We start from the raw sequence: 17,866 nt of genomic DNA, 5'->3' as shown, positions 1-17,866 counted from the left end.
GCGGTGTGCGGATCAGCGCACGAAGACGCTCGCCTGACTCGCGAGGTCCAGGAAGTACTGCGGCGCCACACCGAGCACCAGCGTGACCACCACACCGAGCCCGATCGCGGTCATCGTCAGCGGCGACGGCACGGCGACCGTCGGGCCCTCCGGCCTGGGCTCGCTGAAGAACATCAGCACGATCACGCGGATGTAGAAGAAGGCCGCCACCGCGGACGAGATCACACCGATCACGACCAGCGGCGCCGCCCCGCCCTCCGCCGCCGCCTTGAACACGGCGAACTTACCGGCGAAGCCGGAGGTCAGCGGGATACCGGCGAAGGCCAGCAGGAACACCGCGAACACGGCCGCCACCAGCGGCGAACGACGGCCGAGCCCCGCCCACTTGGACAGGTGTGTCGCCTCGCCGCCCGCGTCGCGCACCAGCGTGACCACCGCGAACGCGCCGATCGTCACGAAGGAGTACGCGCCCAGGTAGAAGAGGACGGACGACACGCCGTCCTTCGACGTGGCGATGACACCCGCGAGGATGAACCCGGCGTGCGCGATCGACGAGTACGCCAGCAGCCGCTTGATGTCGGTCTGGGTGATCGCGACGATCGCACCGCCCAGCATGGTGACGATCGCGACGGCCCACATGACCGGCCGCCAGTCCCAGCGCATGCCCGGCAGGACGACGTACAGCAGGCGCAGCAGCGCACCGAACGCCGCCACCTTCGTCGCCGCCGCCATGAACCCGGTGACCGGGGTCGGCGCGCCCTGGTAGACGTCCGGCGTCCACATGTGGAACGGGACGGCTCCGACCTTGAACAGCAGGCCCATGAGGATCATCGCGCCGCCGATCAGCAGCAGCGCGTCGTTGCCCATGGTGTCCGCGAGCGCCGGGTCGACGTTCGTGACGGTGCCGTCGACGACCTGCGCGATCCGCGCGTACGACACCGACCCGGCGTAGCCGTACAGCATGGCGATGCCGAACAGGGTGAACGCCGAGGCGAACGCGCCGAGCAGGAAGTACTTGACCGCGGCCTCCTGCGACATGAGCCGCTTGCGGCGGGCCAGCGCGCACATCAGGTAGAGCGGGAGGGAGAAGACCTCCAGGGCCACGAACAGGGTCAGCAGGTCGTTGGCCGACGGGAAGACCAGCATTCCGGAGATCGCGAAGAGCAGCAGCGGGAACACCTCGGTGGTGGTGAACCCGGCCTTCACGGCCGCCTTCTCGCTGTCGCTGCCCGGCACGGACGCGGCCTGCGCGGCGAAGGAGTCGACCCGGTTGCCGTGCGCCGCCGGGTCCAGGCGCCGCTCGGCGAAGGTGAACAGGCCGACCAGTCCGGACAGCAGGATCGTGCCCTGCAGGAACAGGGACGGCCCGTCGACCGCGATGGCGCCCATCGCCGCGATGTGCGCCTTGGTGGTGCCGTATCCGTCCGACGCGAGCGCGACGACCGCGGCGAAGGCGGCGACGAGCGCGACGAGGGACACGAACACCTGGGCGTAGTAGCGGGACTTGCGCGGGACGAACGCCTCGACGAGCACCCCGACGATCGCCGCGCCCACGACGATCAGGGTGGGCGACAACTGCGCGTATTCGATCTTCGGTGCGTTGATCTTCGAAATCGGTTCGGCTGCGGTCGCCGCCGTTGTCCACAGGCTGTGGACGGCTGCTGCGCTCACTTGGCCACCGCCTCCACCTCAGGCTTGGGGTCCGTCTTGTGTACGTCGGACAGGGTCGACTTCACGGCCGGGTTGACGATGTCCGTCACCGGCTTCGGGTAGACGCCCAGGAAGATCAACAGAACGATCAACGGGGCGACCACCAGGAGCTCGCGCACCCTGAGGTCGGGCATCGCGGAGACCTCCGGCTTCACCGGGCCCGTCATCGTCCGCTGGTAGAGGACGAGGGCGTACAGCGCGGCGAGAACGATGCCGAAGGTGCCGATGATGCCGATCGCCGGGTAGCGCGTGAACGTGCCGACCAGGACCAGGAACTCGCTCACGAACGGCGCCAGTCCCGGCAGGGACAGCGTGGCCAGCGTGCCGATCAGGAATGTGCCGGCGAGCACCGGGGCGACCTTCTGCACACCGCCGTAGTCGGCGATGAGCCGCGAGCCGCGGCGCGAGATGAGGAACCCGGCGAGCAGCATCCACGCGGCCGTGGAGATCCCGTGGTTGACCATGTAGAGCGTCGCGCCGGACTGGCCCTGGCTGGTCATCGCGAAGATGCCCATGATGATGAAGCCGAAGTGCGAGATCGACGCGTACGCCACCAGCCGCTTGATGTCCCGCTGGCCCACCGCGAGCAGCGCGCCGTAGACGATGCTGATGAGGGCCAGTACGAGGATCACCGGCGTCGCCCACTTGCTGGCCTCCGGGAACAGCTGGAGGCAGAAGCGGAGCATCGCGAAGGTGCCCACCTTGTCGACTACCGCCGTGATGAGCACGGCGACCGGCGCGGTGGACTCCTGCATGGCGTTGGGCAGCCAGGTGTGCAGCGGCCACAGCGGCGCCTTGACGGCAAAGGCGAAGAAGAAGCCGAGGAACAGCCAGCGCTCGGTGCTCGTCGCCATGTGCAGCGAGCCGTTGGCGCGGGCCTGGGCGATCTCCTGGAGGCTGAAGTTCCCGGCGACCACGTACAGACCGATCACCGCGGCCAGCATGATCAGCCCGCCGACCAGGTTGTACAGCAGGAACTTCACGGCCGCGTACGACCGCTGCGTGGACGCCGCCTCCTCGCCGTGCTCGTGGGCACGGTCCCCGAAGCCGCCGATGAGGAAGTACATCGGGATCAGCATCGCTTCGAAGAAGATGTAGAAGAGGAAGACGTCGGTCGCCTCGAAGGAGATGATCACCATCGCCTCGACGGCCAGGATCAGGGCGAAGAAGCCCTGCGTCGGCCGCCAGCGGCGGCTTCCGGTCTCCAGCGGGTCCGCGTCGTGCCAGCCCGCGAGGATGATGAACGGGATCAGCAGGGCGGTCAGCGCGACCAGCGCCACCGCGATGCCGTCCACGCCCAGTTCGTAGCGGACTCCGAAGTCCGCGATCCAGGCGTGCGACTCGGTCAGTTGGTAGCGGCCGCCGTCCGGGTCGAAGCGGACCAGGACGGTGATCGCGAGGGCGAGTGTGGCGAGCGAGACGAGCAGTGCCAGCCATTTCGCGGCGGTGCGCTGCGCGGCCGGCACGGCGGCCGTGGCGATGGCCCCGATCGCGGGGAGCACCGCCGTCGCTGTCAGCAGAGGAAAGGACATCGGTATCAGACCGCCCTCATCAGCAGGGTCGCGGCGACGAGGACCGCCGCACCGCCGAACATCGAGACCGCGTAGGAGCGCGCGAAGCCGTTCTGCAGCTTGCGCATGCGTCCGGACAGGCCCCCGACCGAGGCGGCCGTGCCGTTGACGACACCGTCGACCAGGGTGTGGTCGACGTACACCAGGGAGCGCGTGAGGTGTTCGCCGCCGCGGACCAGGACGACGTGGTTGAAGTCGTCCTGCAGCAGGTCGCGCCGGGCGGCCCGGGTGAGCAGCGAACCGCGCGGGGCGACGGACGGCACCGGGCGGCGGCCGTACATGGCGTAGGCGATGCCGACGCCGATGATCAGGCAGACCATTGTCGCGCCGGTGACGGTCGCCGCGCTCAGCGGGGAGTCGCCCTCGCTGTGCCCGGTGACCGGCTCCAGCCAGTGCAGGAAGCGGTCGCCGATGCTGAAGAACGCGCCGCCGAAGACCGAGCCGATCGCCAGCACGATCATGGGGATCGTCATGACCTTCGGGGACTCGTGCGGGTGCGGCTCGGCGTGCTCGCCCCGGTGCTCGGCGGCGGGCTCCGCGCTCGGGGCCTCCGGGGAGCGGGTGGGCCGGTTCTTCCAGCGCTCCTCTCCGAAGAAGGTCATCAGCATCACGCGCGTCATGTAGAACGCGGTGATGGCCGCGCCCACCAGGGCGCACGCGCCCAGGATCCAGCCCTCGGTGCCGCCCTTCGCGAAGGCCGCCTCGATGATCTTGTCCTTGGAGAAGAAGCCGGACAGGCCCGGGAAGCCGATGATCGCGAGGTAGCCGAGGCCGAAGGTGATGAAGGTGACCGGCATGTACTTCCGCAGGCCGCCGTACTTGCGCATGTCGACCTCGTCGTTCATGCCGTGCATGACCGAACCTGCGCCGAGGAAGAGGCCGGCCTTGAAGAAGCCGTGCGTCACCAGGTGCATGATCGCGAAGACGTAGCCGATGGGACCGAGACCGGCGGCGAGGACCATGTAGCCGATCTGCGACATGGTCGAGCCGGCCAGCGCCTTCTTGATGTCGTCCTTCGCGCAACCGACGATCGCACCGAACAGGAGCGTGACGGCACCGACCACGGTGACCACGAGCTGTGCGTCGGGCGCGGCGTTGAAGATCGCCCCGGAGCGGACGATCAGGTAGACGCCCGCGGTCACCATCGTCGCGGCGTGGATGAGGGCCGAGACCGGGGTCGGGCCCTCCATCGCGTCCCCGAGCCAGGACTGCAGCGGCACCTGGGCGGACTTGCCGCAGGCGGCGAGCAGGAGCATCAGGGCGATGGCGGTGAGCTTGCCCTCGGAGGCGTCGGTCGCGTGACCGAGGACCGGTCCGAAGGCGAAGGTGCCGAACGTCGTGAACATCAGCATGATCGCGATGGACAGGCCCATGTCGCCGACGCGGTTGACCAGGAAGGCCTTCTTCGCCGCCGTCGCCGCGCTGGGCTTGTGCTGCCAGAAGCCGATCAGCAGGTACGAGGCCAGACCGACGCCTTCCCAGCCGACGTACAGCAGCAGGTAGTTGTCGGCGAGGACCAGCAGCAGCATCGCCGCGAGGAACAGGTTCAGGTAGCCGAAGAAGCGGCGGCGGCGCTCGTCGTGCTCCATGTACCCGACCGAGTACAGGTGGATCAGCGATCCGACGCCGGTGATCAGCAGGACGAACGTCATCGACAGCTGGTCGAGGCGGAAGGTGACGTCCGCCTGGAAGCCCGCGACCGGGATCCAGCTGAACAGGTGCTGGGTCAGGGTGCGGTGTTCGGCGTCCTTGCCGAGCAGGTCGGCGAAGAGGATCACACCGAACACGAAGGAGGCCGTCGACATCAGGACGCCGATCCAGTGGCCGACGGCATCGAGCCGCCGGCCGCCGCACAGCAGTACGGCCGCTCCGAGCAGTGGCGCCGCCACCAGCAGCGCAATCAGGTTATCCACGATTCTTTCCGACCCCTCAGAGCTTCATCAGGCTGGCGTCGTCGACCGAGGCCGAGTGGCGGGTGCGGAACAGGGACACGATGATCGCGAGTCCGACCACGACCTCCGCGGCGGCGACGACCATCGTGAAGAACGCGATGATCTGGCCGTCGAGGTTGCCGTGCATCCGGGAGAAGGTGACGAACGCGAGGTTGCACGCGTTCAGCATCAGCTCGATGCACATGAAGACGACGATCGCGTTGCGCCTGATCAGCACGCCGGTGGCGCCGATCGTGAACAACAGGGCCGAGAGATACAGGTAGTTGACGGGGTTCACTTCGACGCCTCCTCCCGCTTGAAGGTGGCCGGTTCGATCGCGGTGCGCTCAAGGCGTTCCTCCGCGCGCTGCTCCAGCGCCTTGAGGTCGTTGAGCGCCTCGGCCGACACGTCGCGGATCTGGCCGCGATCGCGCAGGGTCTTGCTGACCGTGAGCTCCGACGGGGTGCCGTCGGGCAGCAGGCCCGCGATGTCGACCGCGTTGTGCCGGGCGTACACGCCGGGCGCCGGGAGCGGCGGTACGTGCTTGCCCTCGCGGACGCGCTGTTCGGACAGCTCGCGCTGCGTCTTGGCGCGCTCGGTGCGCTCGCGGTGCGTGAGCACCATCGCGCCGACGGCCGCCGTGATCAGCAGCGCGCCGGTGATTTCGAAGGCGAAGACGTACTTGGTGAAGATGAGGGCCGCGAGGCCTTCCACATTGCCGTTGGCGTTCGCCTGGCCGGTGCCGTTGAACTCCTTCAGGGAGGCGTTGCCGATCCCGGCGAACAGCAGGACCCCGAAGCCGACTCCGCAGAGAAGTGCCAGCCAGCGCTGGCCCTTGATCGTCTCCTTCAGCGAGTCCGCGGCCGTCACGCCGACGAGCATCACCACGAAGAGGAACAGCATCATGATCGCGCCGGTGTAGACGACGATCTGCACGATGCCCAGGAAGTAGGCGCCGTTGGCGAGGTAGAAGACCGCCAGGACGATCATGGTGCCGGCGAGTGACAGCGCGCTGTGCACGGCCTTCTTCATGAAGACGGTGGACAGGGCGCCGATCACGGCGACGGTGCCGAGGACCCAGAACTGGAAGGCCTCTCCGGTGGAGGTGGAGTAGGCGGCGAGTTGCGCGCTCATCGGCCGATCACCTTCTCCGACGCGGGCTCTTCCTCGCCGAAGGTCGACGCGGCCTCCTGGACGACCTCGCCCTTGGAGACGGCGGTCTGTTGGACTGTGCCGGGGGCGGCCTCGGTGACCAGGCCCCGGTAGTAGTCCTGCTCGTCCGTCCCCGGGTAGATCGCGTGCGGGGAGTCGACCATGCCCTCTTCGAGGCCGGCGAGCAGCTGCTCCTTGGTGTAGATGAGGTTGGCGCGGCTGGAGTCGGCCAGCTCGAACTCGTTGGTCATCGTCAGCGCGCGCGTGGGCACGCCTCGATGCACAGGCCGCACAGGATGCAGCGGGCGTAGTTGATCTGGTAGACGCGGCCGTACCGCTCGCCCGGCGAGTAGCGCTCCTCGTCCGTGTTGTCGGCGCCCTCCACATAGATGGCGTCGGCGGGCAGGCCCAGGCGCACAGCTCGCAGCCGACGCACTTCTCCAGGCCGTCCGGATGGCGGTTGAGCTGGTGCCGTCCGTGGAAACGGGGAGCGGTGGTCTTCTGCTGCTCCGGGTACTGCTCGGTCAGCCGCTTCTTGAACATGGCCTTGAAGGTCACGCCGAAGCCGGCGACGGGGTTCATGAAACCGGGCTTGGTCTCCTTGGGCTCCTCAGCCATCGGACGCCTCCTTTCCATCCGAAGATCCGTCACTGGGAGTATCCGGCCCACCACTGACAATCAGCTCCCGCTCTCGGCGCGAGCTGCGCCTCGGCACCGGCGGGAGCTCCTGTCCGGGCAGCGGCGGCACGGGGAATCCGCCCGCCATCGGGTCGAATCCGGCGGGCTCCGCGGCCTCCTGCTCGCTCGCCTTGGCCTTCTCGCGGAACATGTCGGCGACGAAGGACAGCAGGAGCAGAGCGAGGACGGCGCCGCCGATGTAGAGGGCGATGTCGGCGAAGTCGTAGTTCTCGTTCCTCAGCGCCCGCACCGTCGCGACCAGCATCAGCCAGACCACGGAGACGGGGATGAGGACCTTCCAGCCGAGCTTCATCAGCTGGTCGTAGCGCACCCGCGGGAGGGTGCCGCGCAGCCAGATGAAGAAGAACAGCAGCAGCTGGACCTTGATCGTGAACCACAGCAGCGGCCACCAGCCGTGGTTGGCGCCCTCCCAGAAGGTGCTGATCGGCCAGGGGGCGCGCCAACCGCCGAGGAAGAGCGTGGTCGACACGGCCGAGAGCCGTCACCATGTTGACGTACTCGGCGAGCATGAACATCGCGAACTTGATCGACGAGTACTCGGTGTTGAAGCCGCCGACCAGGTCGCCCTCGGACTCCGGCATGTCGAAGGGGGCGCGGTTGGTCTCGCCCACCATGGTGACGATGTAGAGGATGAAGGAGACCGGCAGCAGCAGGATGTACCAGCGGTCGTGCTGCTGCTCGACGATCGTCGACGTCGACATCGACCCGGAGTAGAGGAACACGGAGGCGAACGCCGCGCCCATGGCGATCTCGTACGAGATCATCTGCGCGCAGGAGCGCAGACCGCCCAGGAGCGGGTAGGTCGATCCGGAGCTCCAGCCGGCCAGGACGATGCCGTAGATGCCGACCGAGGCGACCGCGAGGATGAAGAGCATCGCGATCGGCAGGTCGGTGAGCTGCATCGCGGTCCGCGTGCCGAAGATCGAGACCTCGTTGTCGGCCGGCCCGAAGGGATCACCGCGATCGCCATGAAGGCCGGGATGGCCGCGACGATCGGCGCGAGGACGTACACCACCTTGTCGGCGCGCTTGACGATGAGGTCTTCCTTGAGCATCAGCTTCACACCGTCGGCGAGCGACTGGAGCATGCCCCAGGGGCCGTGCCGGTTGGGGGCCGATGCGCAGCTGCATCCAGGCGACGACCTTGCGCTCCCAGACGATGGAGAACAGCACGGTCCACATCAGGAAGGCGAAGCAGAAGACGGCCTTGACGACGACCAGCCACCAGGGGTCGGTGCCGAACATCGAGAGGTCTTCAGCGGCGAAGTACGGGCTCATCCCTCCACCTCCTTCGGGGCCTCGCCGACGGTCGTCGCCGGGCCGATGCGGACGAGGCGCCGGGCAGCGCCCCGGTGTCGGAGGCGACTCCCCCGCCGACGGAGTTCAGCGGGAGCCAGACCACCCGGTCGGGCATCTCGCGGTCTGCAGGGGGAGTTCGACGGCTCCCGCGGGGTCCGGTCACGGCGAGGAGATCGCCGTCCTTGACGCCCACCTCGGCCGCCGTCGCGGCCGACACGCGCGCGTGGGCGGCGTGCCGGGTGCCGGCGAGCGCCTCGTCGCCCTCCTGCAGGACGCCCCGGTCGAGCAGGAGGCGGGTGCCCGGCGAGTACGGCCTCCCCGGCCGCGGGCCTGGGCAACTGGCCCCCGGTCTCCAGAGGTTCGGAGGCGCGCGGCCCGTCCCAGGGACCGAGCCGGTCGATCTCGGAGCGCACGGTGCGCAGGTCCGGCAGACCCAGGTGCACGTCCATGGCGTCGGCCAGCATCTGCAGCACACGCGCGTCGGTCGGCGCGAGGCGGCGGGTCATCTGCTCGGGCTTGAGCGCGGCGTCGAAGAAGCGCACCCTGCCCTCCCAGTTGAGGAGGTTCCGGCCTTCTCGGCGACCGCGGCGACCGGCAGGACGACGCTGGCGTGTTCGCTGACCTCACTGGGCCGCAGCTCCAGCGACACCACGAACCCGGCCTCGTGAAGTGCTTCACGCGCGCGTGCCGGGTCTGGCAGGTCGGCGATCTCGACGCCCGCGACCACCAGGGCCTGCAGTTCGCCGCTCGCGGCGGCCTCCACGATCTGGCTGGTGTCGCGGCCGTAGCGGTGCGGGAGTTCGGCGACCCCCCCAGACCGCGGCCACCTCTGCACGCGCGCGTGGGTCGGTCGCCGGACGGCCGCCCGGCAGCAGGGACGGCAGCGCGCCGGCCTCCACGGCCGCGCGCTCTCCGGCCCGCCGCGGGATCCAGACCAGCTGGGCCCCGGTGGCGGAGGAGGCGCGTACGGCGGCGGTCAGACCTCCCGCCACTGCGGCGAGCCGCTCGCCGACGACGATCCGGCGCCCTCGGCGCGCAGCGCCTCGGCGGCCTTCGCGCCGTCGTCCTCCAGGCCGACCCCGCTCGCGAGCGCGTCGAGCCACTCGGTCTCGGTGCTGGGGGCGGCCGGCAGCAGGCGTGCCGCCCGCCTTCTCCAGGCCGCGCGTCGCGTGCGTGGCCAGCGCGAACACCTTCTGCCCGTGCTTGCGCAGCCTTGCGCAGCTCAGGAAGGACGCAGGGCGCCTCCTCCTCGGCCTCGAAGCCGACCAGCAGGACGGCGGGCGCCTTCTCCAGGGAGGTGTACGTGACACCCGTACCGTCGAGGTCCCGTCCCCGGCCGGCGACCCGCCGCCAGGAAGTCGGCCTCCTCGCCGCTGTGCACGCGCGCGCGGAAGTCGATGTCGTTCGTATCGAGCGCCACGCGCGCGAACTTGCTGTACGCGTAGGCGTTCCTCGACGGTGAGCCGGCCGCCGGTCAGGACGCCGGTGCGGCCGCGCGAGGCGAGCAGGCCCTGAGCGGCGATCTGCAGCGCCTCCGGCCAGGAGGCCGGTTCGAGGTCGCCCTCGGCGTTGCGCACCAGGGGTTGGTGAGCCGGTCGCGCTGCTGTGCGTAGCGGAACGCGAAGCGGCCCTTGTCGCAGATCCACTCCTCGTTGACCTCGGGGTCGTTGGCCGCCAGGCGCCGCATGACCTTGCCGCGCCGGTGGTCGGTGCGGGTCGCGCAGCCGCCGGAGCAGTGCTCGCACACGCTCGGCGAGGAGACCAGGTCGAAGGGACGGGAGCGGAATCGGTACGCCGCCGAGGTGAGCGCGCCCACCGGGCAGATCTGGATGGTGTTGCCGGAGAAGTACGACTCGAAGGGGTCGCCCTCACCGGTGCCGACCTGCTGCAGCGCGCCCCGCTCCAGCAGCTCGATCATCGGATCGCCCGCGACCTGGTTGGAGAAGCGGGTGCAGCGCGCGCACAGCACGCACCGCTCGCGGTCGAGCAGGACCTGTGTGGAGATCGCGACCGGCTTCTCGTACGTCCGCTTCTTGCCGTCGAAGCGGGAGTCGGCCTGGCCGTGCGACATGGCCTGGTTCTGCAGCGGGCACTCGCCGCCCTTGTCGCAGACCGGGCAGTCCAGCGGGTGGTTGATGAGGAGGAACTCCATCACACCGTGCTGGGACTTCTCGGCGACCGGCGAGGTGAGCTGCGTCTTGACGACCATGCCGTCCGTGCACGTGATGGTGCAGGACGCCATCGGCTTGCGCTGGCCCTCGACCTCGACGATGCACTGCCGGCAGGCGCCGACCGGGTCGAGGAGGGGGTGGTCGCAGAAGCGGGGGATCTCGATGCCGAGCTGCTCGGCGGCCCGGATGACCAGGGTGCCCTTGGGCACGCTGATCTCGGCGCCGTCGATGGTCAGCGTGACGAGGTCCTCCGGCGGGACCGCCGCCTCTCCCCCTCCGGAGGGAGCACTGGTGGTCACGGTCATGCGTTCACCTCCGGGCGGTCCGCCCAGGCCGTCGACTTGGCCGGGTCGAAGGGGCAGCCCCGGCCGGTGATGTGCTGCTCGTACTCCTCGCGGAAGTACTTCAGCGAGGAGAAGATCGGCGAGGCGGCGCCGTCGCCGAGGGCGCAGAACGCCTTGCCGTTGATGTTGTCGGCGATGTCGTTCAGCTTGTCGAGGTCGTCCATGGCGCCCTTGCCGGCCTCGATGTCACGCAGCAACTGCACGAGCCAGTAGGTGCCTTCTCGGCACGGCGTGCACTTGCCGCAGGACTCGTGGGCGTAGAACTCGGTCCAGCGGGTGACGGCGCGGACGACGCAGGTCGTCTCGTCGAAGCACTGCAGAGCCTTGGTGCCGAGCATGGAACCGGCGGCGCCGACGCCCTCGTAGTCGAGGGGCACGTCGAGGTGCTCGTCGGTGAACATCGGCGTCGAGGAGCCGCCCGGCGTCCAGAACTTCAGCCGGTGGCCCGGCCGCATGCCGCCGCTCATCTCCAGCAGCTGGCGCAGCGTGATGCCGAGCGGGGCCTCGTACTGGCCGGGGCTCGCGACATGGCCGCTGAGCGAGTACAGCGTGAAGCCGGGGGACTTCTCGCTGCCCATCGACCGGAACCATTCCTTGCCCCGATGGACGATCGCGGGAACCGACGCGATCGACTCGACGTTGTTCACAACAGTCGGGCACGCGTAGAGGCCCGCCACGGCGGGGAAAGGGGGACGGAGCCGCGGTTGACCCCGGCGGCCTTCGAGCGAGTCGAGCAGTGCGGTCTCCTCACCGCAGATGTACGCGCCGGCGCCGGCGTGCACGGTGAGTTCCAGGTTCAGCCCGCTGCCCAGGATGTTCTCGCCGAGGTAGCCCGCCGCGTAGGCCTCGCGCACGGCCTCGTGCAACCGCCGCAGAACGGGGACGACTTCACCCCGCAGATAGATGAAGGCATGCGAAGACCTGATGGCGTAACACGCGATGACGATGCCCTCGATGAGGCTGTGCGGGTTCGCGAAGAGGAGCGGGATGTCCTTGCAGGTTCCCGGCTCCGACTCGTCGGCGTTGACAACTAGATAGTGCGGTTTTCCATCACCCTGCGGAATGAACTGCCATTTCATTCCCGTCGGGAATCCCGCGCCGCCGCGGCCGCGCAGACCGGAGTCCTTGACGTACGCGATCAGGTCGTCCGGCGACATCGCCAGCGCCTTGCGCAGGCCCTCGTACCCCTCGTGCCTCTTGTAGACGTCCAGCGACCAGGACCTGTCCTCGTCCCAGAAGGCCGACAACACGGGTGCGAGCAGCTTCTCCGGGCTGGTGTCCTTCAGTTCGGGTGCCAAGGTCATCACTCCCCCTCCTCGGCGGCGGGCCCTGCCGGGTGGGCTGGGTCGGAGGCCGACGTCTCCTGCGGCGCGTCGTGCGAGCTGAGGTGCTCGGTCGGCGACGGCTCGTGCACTTCCCTGTCCTGCGGCTCGTCGTGCGGGCCGCCGTCCCGCGGATGGACCACGCGCGCGGGTGCGGTCTCTCCCCTTGCCAGGCGGAGGCCCACGAGCGACGCCGGTCCCGCACTGCCGCTCTCCTCGACGGCCCCGGGCCGCTCGTCGGGGAAGCCGGCCAGGATCCGCGCGGTCTCCTTGAAGGTGCAAAGGCGTGCCCCGCGCGTGGGCTCGACGTCGCGTCCGGCGCGCAGGTCGTCGACGAGGCGCTTGGCGCTGGCCGGGGTCTGGTTGTCGAAGAACTCCCAGTTGACCATCACCACCGGCGCGAAGTCGCAGGCCGCGTTGCACTCGATGTGCTCCAGGGTGACCTTGCCGTCGCCGGTGGTCTCGCCGTTGCCGACGCCGAGGTGCTCCTGGAGCTCCTCGAAGATCGCGTCGCCGCCCATCACCGCGCACAGCGTGTTGGTGCAGACGCCGACCTGGTAGTCGCCGCTCGGCTTGCGCCGGTACATGGTGTAGAAGGTCGCGACGGCGGTGACCTCGGCCGTGGTCAGCTCCAGCACGTCCGCGCAGAACTGCATCCCGGTGCGCGTGACATGGCCCTCCTCCGACTGCACGAGGTGCAGCAGTGGCAGCAGGGCCGAGCGGGAGTCGGGGTAGCGGGCGATGATCTCGCGCGCGTCCCTCTCGAGCCGTTCACGGACGTCGGCCGGGTAGGCGGGCGCGGGCAGTTCGGGCATGCCCAGGCTGACGCCGTGCTCCGAAGGACTGGTGGTCACCGGTCGACGCCTCCCATCACGGGGTCGATGGACGCGACGGCCACGATGACGTCGGCGACCTGGCCGCCTTCGCACATCGCCGCCATGGCCTGCAGGTTGGTGAAGGACGGGTCCCGGAAGTGGACCCGGTAGGGGCGGGTGCCGCCGTCGGACACGGCGTGCACCCCGAGTTCGCCCTTGGGCGACTCGACGGCCGCGTAGGCCTGTCCCGGCGGGACGCGGAAGCCCTCGGTGACCAGCTTGAAGTGGTGGATCAGGGCCTCCATGGAGGTGCCCATGATCTTCTTGATGTGGTCGAGGGAGTTGCCGAGCCCGTCCGGTCCCAGGGCGAGCTGGGCGGGCCAGGCGATCTTCTTGTCGGCGACCATGACCGGGCCGGGCTGCAGCCGGTCCAGGCACTGCTCGATGATGCCCAGCGACTGGCGCATCTCCTCCAGGCGGATCAGGAAGCGTCCGTAGGAGTCGCAGGTGTCGGCGGTCGGGATCTCGAAGTCGTAGGTCTCGTAGTCGCAGTAGGGCTGCGCCTTGCGCAGGTCGTGCGGCAGGCCGGTGGAGCGCAGGATCGGTCCCGTCGCGCCGAGGGCCATGCAGCCGGCCAGGTCCAGATAGCCGACGTCCTGCATACGGGCCTTGAAGATGGGGTTCCCGGTGGCGAGCTTGTCGTACTCCGGGAGGTTCTTCTTCATCTTCTTCACGAACTCGCGGATGTGGTCCACCGCGCCGGGCGGCAGGTCCTGGGCGAGTCCGCCGGGCCGGATGTACGCGTGGTTCATGCGCAGGCCCGTGATGAGCTCGTAGATGTCGAGAATCATTTCACGATCACGGAATCCGTAGATCATGATCGTGGTGGCGCCGAGCTCCATGCCGCCGGTGGCGATGCACACCAGGTGGGAGGAGAGCCGGTTCAGCTCCATCAGGAGCACCCGGATGATCTTGGTGCGCTCGGAGATCTGGTCCTCGATGCCGAGGAGCTTCTCGACGGCGAGACAGTAGGCGGTCTCGTTGAAGAAGGACGTCAGGTAGTCCATGCGCGTCACGAACGTGGTGCCCTGCGTCCACGTGCGGAACTCGAGGTTCTTCTCGATGCCGGTGTGGAGGTAGCCGATGCCGCAGCGGGCCTCGGTGACCGTCTCACCGTCGATCTCCAGGATCAGGCGCAGCACTCCGTGGGTGGACGGGTGCTGGGGCCCCATGTTGACGACGATGCGCTCGTCGTCGGCGCGGGCCGCGGACTGGACGACCTCGTCCCAGTCGCCACCGGTGACCGTGTACACGGTGCCCTCGGTGGTCTCGCGGGCCGATGCTGACTGCGTGCTCACGAGTACGACCTCCGCTGGTCCGGAGCCGGGATCTGGGCGCCCTTGTACTCGACGGGGATGCCGCCGAGGGGGTAGTCCTTGCGCTGCGGATGGCCCTGCCAGTCGTCCGGCATCATGATCCGCGTCAGCGCCGGGTGACCGTCGAAGACGATCCCGAAGAAGTCGTAGGTCTCACGCTCGTGCCAGTCGTTGGTCGGGTACACCGACACCAGCGAGGGGATCTTCGGGTCGCTGTCGGGGGCGCTGACCTCGAGGCGGATGAGCCTGTTGTGGGTGATCGAGCGCAGGTGGTAGACGGCGTGCAGCTCGCGGCCCTTGTCGTGCGGGTAGTGGACACCGCTGACGCCGGTGCACAGCTCGAAACGCAGGGCCGGGTCGTCGCGCAGGGTGCGGGCGACGCGCAGCAGGTGCTCACGCTCGATGTGGAAGGTGAGTTCGCCGCGGTCGACGACCGTCTTCTCGATGGCGTTGTCCGGGAGCAGGCCCTGCTCCTCCAGCGCGCCCTCCAGCTCGTCTGCGACCTCGTCGAACCAGCCGCCGTAGGGGCGGGCGGCCGGCCCCGGAAGGCGGACCGAGCGGACGAGGCCGCCGTAGCCGGAGGTGTCGCCGCCGTTGTTGGCGCCGAACATGCCGCGCTGGACGCGGATCTCCTCACCGCCCTCGCCCCGCTGGCCGGGGAGGTTGGAGGCGCCGAGGTCCTTCTCGGGGTTCACGCCGTTCGACGCCCCGTTCGCACCGTTCGCGTCGCTCACCGCAGCAGCCCCTTCATCTCGATCGTGGGCAGGGCCTTGAGCGCCGCCTCCTCCGCCTCGCGAGCCGCCTCCTCGGCGTTCACGCCGAGCTTGGAGGTCTGGATCTTGTGGTGGAGCTTGAGGATGGCGTCCATCAGCATCTCGGGCCGTGGCGGGCAGCCCGGGAGATAGATGTCGACCGGGACGATGTGGTCGACGCCCTGGACGATCGCGTAGTTGTTGAACATGCCGCCCGAGGAGGCGCAGACCCCCATGGAGATCACCCACTTGGGGTTCGGCATCTGGTCGTAGACCTGCCTGAGCACCGGCGCCATCTTCTGGCTGACCCGGCCGGCGACGATCATCAGGTCCGCCTGGCGGGGTGAGCCGCGGAAGACCTCCATGCCGAAGCGCGCCAGGTCGTAGCGGCCGGCGCCGGTGGTCATCATCTCGATGGCGCAGCAGGCCAGGCCGAAGGTCGCCGGGAAGACGGACGCCTTGCGCACCCAGCCCGCGGCCTGCTCGACGGTGGTCAGCAGGAAGCCGCTCGGCAGCTTTTCTTCGAGTCCCATGTCGTTAAAGGCCCCTCAGTCCCATTCCAGGCCGCCCCGCCGCCATACGTACGCGTAGGCGACGAAGACGGTGAGCACGAAGAGCAGCATCTCCACGAGCCCGAAGATCCCCAGGGCGTCGAAGGTGACGGCCCAGGGGTAGAGGAAGACGATCTCGATGTCGAAGACGATGAAGAGCATCGCCGTCAGGTAGTACTTGATGGGGAAACGCCCGCCGCCGGCCGGCGTGGGGGTGGGCTCGATACCGCACTCGTAGGCCTCGAGCTTGGCCCGGTTGTACCGCTTCGGACCGATCAGCGTGGCCATGACCACGGAGAAGATCGCAAAGCCTGCCCCGAGGGCTCCCAGTACGAGGATGGGCGCATACGCGTTCACCGCTCCTCGCTCCTCTCAGTCGGCACTGACTGCTGGCGTTGGTGCCGGACTCACACCGGCCTCCCACGCCCCTCCAACCTCCGTTCGTCCCAACGAAGATCGAGAACATGTGAAGCAGGTCACAAGCCCGACTGCCTCGCATCTTATGCCTGCCGCTCTGTGATCTGCGACACGGGGTATTGCACAACCTTTGTGATCTCCACCACCTGACGAAGGATCATGAAGTCGGATGAGCGGTGATCTTCGTACGCGAAGCGCCAGAGTGATCACCAGAGGTGACATTTTCGCTCGTCGGCGCAGCTCGGAGGGGGCGTCTCCATATCAAGAGAGTTCCGCTGCATGCAAATTGGTGCTGGACCCACCGCCTTGATAGTGGAGCCGGTTCACACCTCGGAGTGAGGTCTGCGGCGCGATGTGAACGCGTGCATCCGTTCACGAGCGAGTCCGCCTCGCGATCCCGGCGCAATCCCTTCGTGATCTACGCGCGTGACGCACGCATTGCCGTGACCGTTGCGTGACCTCCGCCACATCCATGAGAGGCGTCTGAGAACCGGGCTTGGCCAACTGTCCCAACCGATGGTAGGTCGGGGGCAATTCGGGCGTACTGGCGAAAGAGCGTGATCACGGGCTTGATGGGTCGCGTCCGCAATGTCCGTTACGGCGTCAATAAGGAAACCCTGGCGAGGAATTTGGGGGGTCCATTGAGCAACTGTGGCGCACCACACGTTTCTTGAAGGTATGGAGGAGCCCCTGATACCGGTTGTTCTCATGTCCCACACCGCTCACATACGCAGCCACCGGAAACCCCGCCGCAGCGCGACGACGAACCTCGCCGTGCGTGCCGGAGTTGCCGGTGGCGTACTCAGCATGGCGGCGGCGGGTGCGGCCTCGGCGAACGCAGCCGAGACCACTCAGACCCTGCAACTGCCCACCCTGACGGCCGACCTGGCCGCCCAGGTCGCCCAGTCCGCGGACGCCACTCAGCAGGCGGCCGCGAACTACGAGCTGCAGGCCGAGCGTGACGCGGCCGCCGCAAAGGCCGCGAAGCAGGCCAAGGCGGACCTCGCCGAGGCGAAGAAGAAGGCCGAGGCGAAGAAGAAGGCCGAGGAGGCCCGTAAGGCCGCCGCGGAGCGCGCCGCGTCCCGCAGCTCCGAGCGGACCACCCTGTCCGCCTCCGTGGGCTCCAGCGCCTCCACGAGCTCCTCCACGGCCACCGGTTCGGCCGCGGCGGTCATCGCCTTCGTGAAGGCACAGATCGGCGACGCCTACGTCTCCGGCGGCACCGGCCCCAACTCGTGGGACTGCTCCGGCCTCATGCAGACCGCGTTCAAGCAGGTCGGCATCAGCCTGCCGCGCGTCTCGCAGGACCAGTCGACGGCCGGCACCCAGGTCTCGCTGAGCAACCTGCAGCCCGGCGACATCCTGTACTGGGGCAGCGCGGGCAGCGCGTACCACGTGGCGCTGTACGTCGGTGACGGCATGTTCGTCGGCGCGCAGAACCCCTCGACCGGCGTCGTGGAGAAGCCGCTCTCCTACGACCCGCCGACCGGCGCGGTGCGGGTGCTCTGACACCGGGACACATCAGGACACAGAACACGACACGGAAAGGGCCGCTGCCGCTCGGGGGCAGCGGCCCTCCGTCGCACCCACGGCCGGAATCGCACTCAGTGCCCGAATTGTCCCCGGCGGGCAGGGCATTGACGGGGCGTCGCGCACACATCGGCGGCCCGGCGGGACGAATGTCCGTCCCGCCGGGCCGCCGATGCAGCACCCGCGGAGGCTAGGCCTTCGGCGCCACCTTGCTCAGGCCGTTGATG

At 68.7% G+C, this 17,866-nt stretch carries 12 protein-coding genes and 3 pseudogenes; 1 reads left to right on the top strand and 14 read right to left on the bottom strand.

The window, feature by feature from the left end; all coding sequences use genetic code 11:
* Positions 1-12: 12 nt before the first annotated feature.
* From nuoN to FBY22_RS00010, 14 genes and pseudogenes are all read right to left on the bottom strand, one after another.
* On the bottom strand, positions 13-1,671 hold the full coding sequence (gene nuoN / locus FBY22_RS00075; RefSeq protein ID WP_142141854.1) for an NADH-quinone oxidoreductase subunit NuoN: 1,659 nt from the start codon (positions 1,669-1,671) through the stop codon (positions 13-15).
* A complete protein-coding gene (locus FBY22_RS00070; RefSeq protein WP_142141853.1) occupies positions 1,668-3,242 on the bottom strand; it encodes an NADH-quinone oxidoreductase subunit M in 1,575 nt (524 codons plus the stop codon). The genes nuoN and FBY22_RS00070 overlap by 4 nt, the downstream gene beginning before the upstream one ends.
* A 5-nt stretch (positions 3,243-3,247) precedes the next feature.
* Positions 3,248-5,194: an NADH-quinone oxidoreductase subunit L gene (gene nuoL / locus FBY22_RS00065; RefSeq protein WP_142141852.1), complete on the bottom strand. Its 1,947-nt coding sequence runs from the start codon at positions 5,192-5,194 to the stop codon at positions 3,248-3,250.
* 16 nt (positions 5,195-5,210) lie between these two features.
* Positions 5,211-5,510 carry an NADH-quinone oxidoreductase subunit NuoK gene (gene nuoK / locus FBY22_RS00060; protein ID WP_071384283.1) on the bottom strand — a complete coding sequence of 100 codons (300 nt, stop codon included), beginning with the start codon at positions 5,508-5,510 and terminating at the stop codon, positions 5,211-5,213.
* On the bottom strand, positions 5,507-6,346 hold the full coding sequence (locus FBY22_RS00055) for an NADH-quinone oxidoreductase subunit J (RefSeq protein ID WP_142141851.1): 840 nt from the start codon (positions 6,344-6,346) through the stop codon (positions 5,507-5,509). The genes nuoK and FBY22_RS00055 overlap by 4 nt, the downstream gene beginning before the upstream one ends.
* Positions 6,343-6,982: pseudogene (nuoI, locus tag FBY22_RS00050) on the bottom strand (NADH-quinone oxidoreductase subunit NuoI). Before nuoI ends, FBY22_RS00055 begins: the two are co-directional and overlap by 4 nt.
* Positions 6,975-8,340: pseudogene (gene nuoH, locus FBY22_RS00045) on the bottom strand (NADH-quinone oxidoreductase subunit NuoH). Before nuoH ends, nuoI begins: the two co-directional pseudogenes overlap by 8 nt.
* Positions 8,337-10,837 (bottom strand): annotated as a pseudogene (locus tag FBY22_RS00040) (NADH-quinone oxidoreductase subunit G). The pseudogenes nuoH and FBY22_RS00040 overlap by 4 nt, the downstream one beginning before the upstream one ends.
* Positions 10,834-12,180, bottom strand: coding sequence for an NADH-quinone oxidoreductase subunit NuoF (gene nuoF / locus FBY22_RS00035; protein ID WP_142141850.1), 1,347 nt, complete (start codon positions 12,178-12,180; stop codon positions 10,834-10,836). Before nuoF ends, FBY22_RS00040 begins: the two are co-directional and overlap by 4 nt.
* Positions 12,180-13,052 (bottom strand): NADH-quinone oxidoreductase subunit NuoE, encoded by an 873-nt coding sequence (gene nuoE / locus FBY22_RS00030; protein ID WP_142141849.1) that lies wholly within the window; start codon positions 13,050-13,052, stop codon positions 12,180-12,182. Before nuoE ends, nuoF begins: the two co-directional genes overlap by 1 nt.
* Positions 13,049-14,371, bottom strand: a complete 1,323-nt coding sequence (locus FBY22_RS00025) for an NADH-quinone oxidoreductase subunit D (protein WP_142141848.1) — start codon at positions 14,369-14,371, stop codon at positions 13,049-13,051. Before FBY22_RS00025 ends, nuoE begins: the two co-directional genes overlap by 4 nt.
* Positions 14,368-15,123, bottom strand: a complete 756-nt coding sequence (locus FBY22_RS00020) for an NADH-quinone oxidoreductase subunit C (RefSeq protein WP_142141847.1) — start codon at positions 15,121-15,123, stop codon at positions 14,368-14,370. Before FBY22_RS00020 ends, FBY22_RS00025 begins: the two co-directional genes overlap by 4 nt.
* On the bottom strand, positions 15,120-15,674 hold the full coding sequence (locus FBY22_RS00015) for an NADH-quinone oxidoreductase subunit B family protein (RefSeq protein ID WP_023547484.1): 555 nt from the start codon (positions 15,672-15,674) through the stop codon (positions 15,120-15,122). Before FBY22_RS00015 ends, FBY22_RS00020 begins: the two co-directional genes overlap by 4 nt.
* A gap of 15 nt (positions 15,675-15,689) precedes the next feature.
* Entirely contained in the window at positions 15,690-16,049 is a 360-nt protein-coding gene (locus FBY22_RS00010; RefSeq protein ID WP_003992243.1) for an NADH-quinone oxidoreductase subunit A, read from the bottom strand.
* Between the two features lie 768 nt (positions 16,050-16,817).
* Here FBY22_RS00010 and FBY22_RS00005 point away from each other — a divergent pair.
* Positions 16,818-17,618 (top strand): C40 family peptidase, encoded by an 801-nt coding sequence (locus FBY22_RS00005; protein WP_142141846.1) that lies wholly within the window; start codon positions 16,818-16,820, stop codon positions 17,616-17,618.
* Positions 17,619-17,866: the final 248 nt, after the last annotated feature.

It is taken from the genome of Streptomyces sp. SLBN-31 (genome assembly GCF_006715395.1).
GTDB lineage: Bacteria > Actinomycetota > Actinomycetes > Streptomycetales > Streptomycetaceae > Streptomyces.
The sequence above is the reverse complement of the archived record's forward strand: the minus strand, read 5'-3'. Positions and strand labels throughout refer to the sequence as shown.